Origin of the sequence: Mycobacterium sp. (assembly GCF_035506235.1) — a bacterium.
GTDB lineage: Bacteria > Actinomycetota > Actinomycetes > Mycobacteriales > Mycobacteriaceae > Mycobacterium.
Map to the genome: position 1 here is coordinate 1 of NZ_DATJPU010000121.1, position 8,691 is coordinate 8,691.

Below are 8,691 nucleotides of genomic sequence, written 5' to 3' on the forward strand. Positions count from 1 at the left end.
CGGCCATTTCGGCGCCGGTTCCGGCCGGAAGCGCACCGGAATCCTCGACGACGTCGACGTCCAGGTAGTCGGGCTCGGTCTCCTCGGCGGCCGCGACCTTCACGACGACGGGACGCGCCGGCCGGAGATCGGTGGTCTCCCCTTCCTCCTCGTGCTCTTCGTGTTCGTCCTGATCAGCCTCGGCCGCGTCGTCCTCGGGCTTCCAGTGCGGATCGCTGCGATGACCCGCGGCGGGCCCGCCCCGCTTGAGCAGCCGCGAACCGGCACCGTTGAGCACCCGGGTCGCCAGCGCCACGTCGCTGGTGCGCCGCACGGCGTCGCGTTTGCTGATGAGCATCGGGACCAGCACGAACAGCCACAGCACCACGAGCGAAATCCACAACAGCGACTGCGGGATGCTTGGCATGATGACCTGCTCCTAACTGGCCCTGCCCCCGCGAGGCTCATCGGTGGCCGGTGCGGCCGGGACAGGGTGACCAGCACAATTACACACCTGTAATTTGCCGCTCACAAGCACCAAACGTCACTCGTGTCGCGCTAGCCACAGCAAGCAGCAAAGTGGCGCCTCCGCGCGAGCGGTCAGGCCCAACTCGCGTGACCGGCGCGGACCAGGGTCGACGCCACCGACCCCTGCACCTCCTCGACCGTGATGGCCATCAGCAGGTGGTCGCGCCACGCCCGGTCGACCTCGAGGTAGCGGCGGAGCAGGCCCTCCTCCCGGAACCCGACTTTTGCCAGCACGGCGCGGCTCGCGGCGTTCTCCGGACGCACGGTGGCCTCGACGCGATGCAGCATGACCGGGCCGAAGCAGTGATCGAGGCCCAACGCCAGCGCGGCCGTCGCCACCCCGCCGCCGGTGGCCGACCTGGGCACCCAGTAGCCGATCCAGGCCGACCGCAGCGCGCCATGGGTGACGTTGCCGATCGTCAGCTGGCCGCAGAACCGCCCGTCGAGCTCGATGACGTAGGGCAGCATGCGCCCCTTGCGGGCCTCCGCACGCAGCCCGGAACACAACGCCGGCCACGCGGCGACCGTGTGCCGGATGGTCCAGTCACCGTCCGTGCTGGGCTCCCACGGCTCGAGATGCGCGCGATCGGCCAGCCGGATCCGGCTCCATTGCGCGGCATCACGCATCCGCACCGCCCGCAGCCGCACGACCCCCGCCGATACCCGCAGCGGCCCCACGTTCAGGGGCCAACCGGGATGACGGGAATTGCTGCGCAACAGGTTCACGAGCGTGTGCAGTCGTTTCGCCTAGCCGCGCTGGGCCAGGAAGGCGACGTCGACGATCTCACCGGTGCGGATCTGCTCGGCGCCGCTGGGCACCACCACCAGGCAGTTCGCCTCGGCGAGCGTGGCCAACAGGTGCGACGACGCGCCCGGCGCCCCGCCCAGCGCCTGCACCAAGTACTCACCGCTGTCCTGATCGCGCATCAACTGCCCGCGGAGGTACCCCTTGCGCCCGGCGACGGACGTGATCGGCGACAGGGCGCGGGCCTGCACGATCCGGCGCATCGGCTGGCGCTTGCCCAGCGACAGCCGGATCAGCGGCCGGACCATCACCTCGAACACCACCAGCGCGCTCACCGGGTTGGCCGGCAGCAGAAACGTCGGAACGCCCTCGCGCCCGAGCTGCCCGAAACCCTGGACGGATCCCGGATGCATGCCGACCCGGACGACCTCCATGTCGCCGAGCTCGGACAGCACCGAGCGCACCGCTTCGGCGGCCGCGCCCCCGACCGCCCCGGCGATGACGACGACCTCGGCGCGGTTGATCTGGCCCTCGACGACCTCGCGCAGCTCCTTGGGGTTGTTGGGGACGATGCCGATGCGGTTGACCTCCGCGCCGGCGTCACGGCCCGCCGCCGCCAGCGCATAGGAGTTGACATCGTAGACCTGCCCGTTCCCCGGGGTGCGCGAGATGTCGACCAACTCGCCGCCCACGGCCATCACCGACAACCGTGGCCGCGGATGCACCAGCACCCGTTCGCGGCCGACCGCCGCCAGCAGCCCGACCTGTGCGGCCCCGATGATCGTCCCGGCGCGCACGGCGACGTCACCGGGCTGGACGTCGTCGCCGGCGCGTCGCACGTACGCGCCCGAGGGCGCCCCGCGCAGGATCCGCACCTGCGATATCCCGCCGTCCGTCCATCGCACCGGCAGGACGGCGTCGGCCAGGGTGGGCAGCGGCGCCCCGGTCTGCACCCGGACGGCCTGCCGCGGCTGCAGCCGGCTGGGCGTGCGCGAGCCGGCCTCGATGGTCCCCATCACCGGCAGGACCACCCCGTCGCGCGTGTCTTCCTCGCCTCCGGATTCGTCGGGCGGCTCGCCGAGACTCTCGGCACCCACCTCGCCGACGCCCAGCACGTCGACGCTGCGCACCGCGTAGCCGTCGATCGCGGCCTGATCGAAGCCGGGCATGGGCCGCTCGGTCACCACTTCCTCGGCGCACATCAATCCCTGTGCCTCGGCGATGGCCACACGTATCGGCCGGGGGGCGACCGCGGCCGCCGTTATCCGGGCCTGCTGCTCCTCCACAGAACGCACAGCGCGCCTTTCTGCCCTCGAGTTGCTGGCGGACCGACGTATCGCCCGGCTAGTTCTCGGTCAGGCCCAATCGCGCCACCAACCATCGCCGCAAATCCGGGCCATAGTCGTCACGATCCAATGCAAAGTCAACCGCAGCCTTCAGGTAGCCGCCAGGATTTCCCAAGTCGTGTCGGGAACCCCGATGCACGACCACATGCACCGGGTGGCCCTCTTCGATCAGCAGCGCGATGCCGTCGGTGAGCTGCACTTCGCCGCCGGCCCCCCGGTCGGTGCGGTGCAACGCGTCGAAGATCGCGCGGTCAAGCACGTAGCGGCCCGCCGCGGCGTACATCGACGGGGCGTCTTCGGCCCTGGGCTTTTCGACCATCCCCTTGACCTTGAGCACGTCGGGGTTGTCATCGCCGGGGACCGGCTCGACGTCGAAAACGCCGTAGGCGCTGATCTCGTCGGGGGCCACCTCGATCGCGCACAACACCGTGCCGCCGTGTTTGGCCCGCACCCTGGCCATCGTCTCCAAGACGCCCGTCGGCAACACCAGGTCGTCGGGCAGCAGGACCATGACGGCGTCCTCGTCGGCCGCGAGGGTGGGCTCCACACAGCTGATGGCATGCCCGAGCCCCAGGGGCTCCGCCTGCACGACGGATTCGACCTTGATCAGCTGCGGCGCCCGGCGCACCTTGTCGAGCATCGCCGTCTTGCCCCGCGCCTCGAGCGTGCCCTCCAGCACCAAATCCTCGACGAAATGGGCGACGACCCCGTCCTTGCCCTCGGAGGTGATGATCACCAGGCGTTCCGCGCCGGCGGCGGCCGCCTCCTCGGCGACCAGCTCGATGCCCGGGGTGTCCACGACCGGCAGCAGCTCCTTCGGCACCGTCTTGGTCGCGGGCAGGAAACGCGTACCCAGGCCGGCAGCGGGAACGATCGCCGTGAAGGGGATCGGAACTTCTGGGCGTGACATCGTTCAAACGATAACCCTCGTTGGCTGCGCTCACGGCGTCTGGCGGCGCCAAAATCGGGCCTGTCATCGTTGAGGACGTGCACACCGCGGGCAAGGCCGTGTTGCGCCGGCAGCTCCTGGCGGCGCGGCGGTGCGTCGGCGACGACGTTCGCGGCGCCGAGGCGCGCCTGCTCAGCGACCATCTGGAGCCGATTCTTTCCAGCGGGATCACGGTTTGTGCGTACGTTCCGGTGGGCACCGAGCCGGGTTCGACCGCGATGCTGGACATGTTGCTGCGCCGGACCGGACGGGTGCTGCTGCCGGTCGCGCGCACCGCCGCCGACGACACGCCCTTGCCGCTGCGGTGGGGCGAATACCGGCCGGGCGCACTCCTCCCCGGGCCGTGGGGCCTGTTCGAGCCGCCCGAGCCGCTGCTGCCGGAGACGGCCCTGGCCCAGGCCAGCCTGGTGCTGGTGCCGGCGCTGGCGGTCGACCGCCGGGGCGTGCGGCTGGGCCGGGGGCGGGGCTTTTACGACCGCTCGCTGGCCGGGCGCAACCCGCAGGCGCGACTCATCGCAATCGTGCGCGACGCGGAGTTCGTCGACGAGCTGCCCGCCGAACCGCAGGATGTGCCGATGACGCATGCGCTGACACCCCGCCGGGGCCTGATCGCGCTCCCAAGCCGGGAATGATCACGGCCACGTGGCGGTTCTAGCACTTGACACGGTAGAGTGCTAACGCTGCCCGAGACGATTTCGGAGGTTTTTGTGCCGACTTACAGCTACGCGTGCACCGAATGCGGCGACCGCTTCGACGCTGTGCAGGCCTTCACCGACGACGCCCTGACCACCTGCGAGAAGTGCTCCGGCCGGCTGCGCAAGTTGTTCAATTCCGTGGGCGTCGTGTTCAAAGGCAGCGGTTTTTACCGCACCGACAGCCGCGCGGATGGCCAGAAGTCGAAGAGTCCGGCCAACGGATCGTCCGGTGACGCGGGGGCGGGCGACAAGAGCCCGTCCACCGAAAAGACCGGGTCCGGCGACAAGAGCGGCCCGAGCGAGAAATCGACCAGCAGCGCCACGCCGGCCACCGCCGCCGCCTCGAGCTAAGCGGTTATCCACAAGCCGGGTTCTGACCGGCGCCGCGGGCCTCGCGCCGCGCCTACCGTTGCGGCGTGGGCGAATCATCGCTGAATCCAAGCCTGTTCAGGCGGATATCGACGTCGCTGCGCCCCGACTGGTCCCGCACCGTGCTGGCCCGGCGAGTGGCCGCGGGCGGGCTCGTCGTGCTGGCCGGCGTCGCGACGCTGCGGTCCAATCCCCACGGCGATGACGCCGAGGTGGTGGTCGCGGCGCGCGACCTGCGCCCGGGCGCGGCGTTGACTCCCGATGATGTCCGACTCGAAAAGCGTTCGGCCACAACCATTCCCGACGGATCACAGGCCGACGTCGCCACGGTCGTCGGGTCGACGCTGGCCAGCCCCACCAGGCGCGGCGAGGTGCTCACCGACGTCCGGCTACTCGGCAGCCGGCTGGCCGAGGCCGCAATCGGACCGAAGGCCGGGCCCGGCGCCAGCATCGTGCCGCTGCACCTGGCCGACAGCGCCCTAATCGACCTGGTTCGCGTCGGCGATGTGGTGGACGTGCTGGCCGCCCCGGCCAACGACACACCGGCGACGGGAACCCCGGCCGTGACCAAAGTGGTAGCAACCGACGCCGTCGTCGTGCTTGTTTCGGCCAAGCAGAAGGTTCAGGCTGCCGATAGCGACCGCGTAGTGTTGGTTGCGCTGCCGGCTCGCGTGGCGAACACGGTGGCAGGCACGGCGCTGGGTCAAACGGTGACGCTGACCCTGCACTGAACGCCTGGCCGCTGTTGGGCACGTGATCGATAGCAAACTCGGTCCAGTCCCAGAAAGGCCATTCCCAATGCTCAAGGGGTTCAAGGAGTTTCTCTCGCGGGGCAACGTCATCGACCTGTCTACCGCGGTGGTCATCGGTACCGCCTTCACCGCGCTGGTCACGACGTTCACCGACAGCATCATCAAACCGTTGATCAACCGGATCGGCGTCAACCAGAAGTCTAATATCAGCGTCCTGCGAATCAACATCGGCGGCGGCCAGACCATCGATCTGAACAACGTGCTGTCGGCCGCGATCAACTTTCTGATCATCGCCGCGGTCGTCTACTTCCTCGTGGTGCTGCCGTACACGACGCTGCGCAAGCGGGGCGAGGTCGAGCAGGCGGACGACGCCCAGATCGTCCTGCTCACCGAAATCCGCGACCTGCTGGCCCAAACCACCGATGGCGACTCGTCCGGCCGGCACGGTGGCGCGGCGGGCACGACTCCCCCGCCGGCGCACGGACCCCGCGCGGAGGCCGAATCGCAGTGACCCGTCCCTAGATCTCCAGGCTCGACAACTGACCGATGATCTGAGCGGCAAGCGGATTCAGCGTCGCCATCCCGTCGCGCACCGCGTAACGCGAGCCGGCGAGGTTGACCACCAGCGTGCTCCCCGACACCCCGGCCAGGCCTCGCGACAATCCGGCGTCGATGATGCCCGCGGACAGCCCGGAGGCCCGGATGGCTTCGGCGATGCCGAGAATCTCCCGATCCAGGATCTCGCGGGTGGCCTCCGGCGTGACGTCGCGTGGGGTGACGCCCGTCCCGCCGACCGAGACCACCAGGTCCACCCCGCCGATCACCGCGGTGTTCAGCGCGTTGCGGATCTCGACCTCGTCGGCCGCGACCGCCACCACGCCGTCGACCACGAACCCCGCCTCGGTCAACAGCTCGGTGACCAGCGGTCCGCTATGGTCCTCGTCCCCGTGCGCGGTGCGATCGTCGACCACCACGACCAGGGCCCGGCCGACTACCAGCTCCGCGCCCGTTTCCATGGGTGCCACCGTATATCCGAGGTCCGACAATCCGGCAGCCGAGGGCTCGTCGACTCTCATCACTGATCCGCCTTGCCGAGGGTGACCTGCACGGTGCGGCTCCCGCCGCCGGCGTCCTGGAACGTCAGCGACACCTTGTCGCCGGGCGCCTTGGACCGCACGGCGGCGACCAGCGCGTCGGCGCTGTTGATCGGGCGGTCGTCGACCTTGGTGACGACGACGCCCTTCGGCACTCCGGCGCTCGCCGCCGCGCCGTTCGGCACCACGTCGACGACCTTGGCGCCCGGGGTGCCCTTGTCGCTGGTCACCTGCACGCCGAGCGAGGCGTGCGTCGCCTTGCCGGTCGCGATCAGTTCGTCGGCGATGCGCTTGGCCTGGTCGACCGGAATCGCGAAGCCGAGGCCGATCGAGCCGCTCTGGGCATCGGGCGAATCGGCGCCCAGGGTGGCGATCGCGGAGTTGACGCCCACCAGCTGGCCGCTCATGTTGACCAGCGCGCCGCCGGAGTTACCCGGGTTGATCGCGGCATCGGTCTGGATCGCGTCCAGCACGGTGTTCTGGTTCCCCGACTCGCCGGTGGTGGACACCGGCCGGTTCATTGCGCTGATGATTCCGGTGGTCACCGTGCCCGACAGACCCAGCGGCGACCCGATCGCCACCACCGGCTGGCCGACCCGCAGATCAGACGAGGAGCCCAGCGTGATGGGGTTCAGGCCGGAAATGCCCTGGACGCGGATCACGGCGATGTCGCTGGTGGGGTCCGCACCGACCACCGTGAACGGCGCGGTGCGGCCGTCGGAGAAGGTCACCGTCGTCTTCGGCGGCGGACCACCGGGCCCGCCCGGCGCGCCGGGCCCACCGGGGGGGCCGCCGGGCTTGGCCGCGGCCGCGATCACGTGGTTGTTGGTCAGGATCAGGCCGTCGGCCGACAGGATGACGCCGGAACCCTCTTCGGACTGGCGACCCAGGTCGGTTTCGAGCATGACGACGCTGGGCACCACCTTGGCGGCCACCTGTTCGACGCTGCCCGGCGGCATGTTCGCGGCCGGGACGCTGGGAGCGGCGCCCGGGATGATCCCGTGGCCGTTGCTGCTCGCCGAGTGGGTGCCCAGCTCGACGGCCGTCGCCGCGGCGCCGCCGATCCCGGCCGACACGACCGCGATCGCCAGCGCGCCCGCCGCCAAGACGCCTGCGCGGGACCGCTTCTGGGGCATCGGCCCCGGGGGCATCGGCGGGAGCATGTGGACGGGGCCCGTCCCGGGTCCCCCGGGCATGGGACCCGCGCCGGTGCCACCCGGTATCGGACCCGGTCCGGTGCCTCCCGGTATCGGACCCTGCCCGGTGCCGCCGAAGGGCTCGTAGGGCCGGCGGTACGGTGACGTCTGCATGGGCTGCGACGGCTGGGCCGGCTGCTGATACCGCCAGTCGTACTGCTGGTTGTACGGCTGCTGGCGCCCCTGCGCATAGGCTGGGGGCACAGGCTGATTAGGCCCGGTACGGTATCCCGGCTGCTGCGGCGGTGGCGAATACCTCGGGTCATTCGTCATGTCGCTACGTCGCTCTTCCTGTATTCCGGCGTTCTGGGCTCGACTTCGCTCGAGTCCAACACTAGCTGCAGACCTACCTTGCCCGCGCGGACTGAGAGTCCACTGAGATAACGTTCGCCGAATCCCGAGAGTTCGCCGCGCTGCCCGGCACGGGCACGAGAGGGTCGGTTTCGGTGTCCATCTTCGGGATCCCGGTGTCCGCCACGGCCGTCGGGGCGGGCATCGGGCGGCCGGGAAGCAGCACATAGATGGAGGTGCCCGGTGGCTGGCCTCCGGGCACGGTGTCCTCGAGCCGAAGCAGCCCACCGTGGTTGAGCACCACCTTTTTGACGATCGCCAGCCCGAGCCCCGAGCCCGGCATCGCCCGCGCCGTCGTCGACCGGTAGAAGCGCTCGAACACCAGGCGGCGCTCGTGCAGGGGGATACCGGGGCCGTGGTCGGACACCACCAGCTCGGCGTGCGTCGGGTCGAGTTGCCGCATCGTGATGCCGACGTTGGCACCCGGCGGGCTCCACTTGGCCGCGTTGTCCATCAGGTTCAGCACAGCGCGGGAGAGCCCGGCGGCGTCACCGTAGACCTGCCAGGGTATCGCGTCGACATCGAAGTGAATGTCGTTGCGCCGCCGCCTCACTCGCTCCAGGCTCCGATCGATCACCTCGGACATGTCAACCGTCTCGTGCACGACTTGGCCGGCATCGTCACGGGTCAGGTCCACCAAATCTCCTACCAGAGTGGACAATTCCTCGATTTGCGCCAGCACGTCGG

At 70.0% G+C, this 8,691-nt stretch carries 10 protein-coding genes and 1 pseudogene; 4 read left to right on the forward strand and 7 right to left on the reverse strand.

Annotated features, from left to right (window positions below):
- From VMD50_RS11115 to VMD50_RS11130, 4 genes and pseudogenes are all read right to left on the reverse strand, one after another.
- A pseudogene (locus VMD50_RS11115) lies at positions 1-406 on the reverse strand (gephyrin-like molybdotransferase receptor GlpR); the annotation flags it as partial.
- A gap of 173 nt (positions 407-579) precedes the next feature.
- The gene (locus tag VMD50_RS11120) at positions 580-1,233 is read right to left on the reverse strand and encodes a GNAT family N-acetyltransferase (protein WP_325427733.1); all 654 of its coding nucleotides are present in this window, start codon (positions 1,231-1,233) and stop codon (positions 580-582) included.
- Positions 1,234-1,254: 21 nt separating this feature from the next.
- The gene (gene glp / locus VMD50_RS11125) at positions 1,255-2,547 is read right to left on the reverse strand and encodes a molybdotransferase-like divisome protein Glp (protein WP_325427735.1); all 1,293 of its coding nucleotides are present in this window, start codon (positions 2,545-2,547) and stop codon (positions 1,255-1,257) included.
- A 49-nt stretch (positions 2,548-2,596) separates the two neighbouring features.
- Entirely contained in the window at positions 2,597-3,508 is a 912-nt protein-coding gene (locus VMD50_RS11130) for a UTP--glucose-1-phosphate uridylyltransferase (protein WP_325427737.1), read from the reverse strand.
- Between the two features lie 77 nt (positions 3,509-3,585).
- Between VMD50_RS11130 and VMD50_RS11135 the strand changes: the two genes are divergently transcribed.
- From VMD50_RS11135 to mscL, 4 genes are all read left to right on the forward strand, one after another.
- Complete coding sequence (locus tag VMD50_RS11135; protein ID WP_325427749.1) at positions 3,586-4,179, forward strand: 5-formyltetrahydrofolate cyclo-ligase; 594 nt, start codon at positions 3,586-3,588, stop codon at positions 4,177-4,179.
- 75 nt (positions 4,180-4,254) lie between these two features.
- Complete coding sequence (locus VMD50_RS11140; RefSeq protein ID WP_325427751.1) at positions 4,255-4,593, forward strand: FmdB family zinc ribbon protein; 339 nt, start codon at positions 4,255-4,257, stop codon at positions 4,591-4,593.
- 65 nt (positions 4,594-4,658) lie between these two features.
- Positions 4,659-5,342, forward strand: coding sequence for an SAF domain-containing protein (locus VMD50_RS11145; protein WP_325427739.1), 684 nt, complete (start codon positions 4,659-4,661; stop codon positions 5,340-5,342).
- 67 nt (positions 5,343-5,409) lie between these two features.
- The gene (gene mscL / locus VMD50_RS11150; RefSeq protein WP_325427741.1) at positions 5,410-5,874 is read left to right on the forward strand and encodes a large-conductance mechanosensitive channel protein MscL; all 465 of its coding nucleotides are present in this window, start codon (positions 5,410-5,412) and stop codon (positions 5,872-5,874) included.
- Between the two features lie 7 nt (positions 5,875-5,881).
- On the opposite strand, the gene VMD50_RS11155 is transcribed toward mscL, so the two are convergent.
- The 3 genes from VMD50_RS11155 to VMD50_RS11165 form a co-directional block, all read right to left on the reverse strand.
- Positions 5,882-6,439, reverse strand: a complete 558-nt coding sequence (locus VMD50_RS11155; protein WP_325427743.1) for a MogA/MoaB family molybdenum cofactor biosynthesis protein — start codon at positions 6,437-6,439, stop codon at positions 5,882-5,884.
- Entirely contained in the window at positions 6,439-7,926 is a 1,488-nt protein-coding gene (locus VMD50_RS11160) for a S1C family serine protease (RefSeq protein WP_325427745.1), read from the reverse strand. The genes VMD50_RS11155 and VMD50_RS11160 overlap by 1 nt, the downstream gene beginning before the upstream one ends.
- Before the next feature lie 73 nt (positions 7,927-7,999).
- The coding region (locus tag VMD50_RS11165; protein ID WP_325427747.1) for a sensor histidine kinase at positions 8,000-8,691 on the reverse strand (692 nt) is incomplete at its 5' end.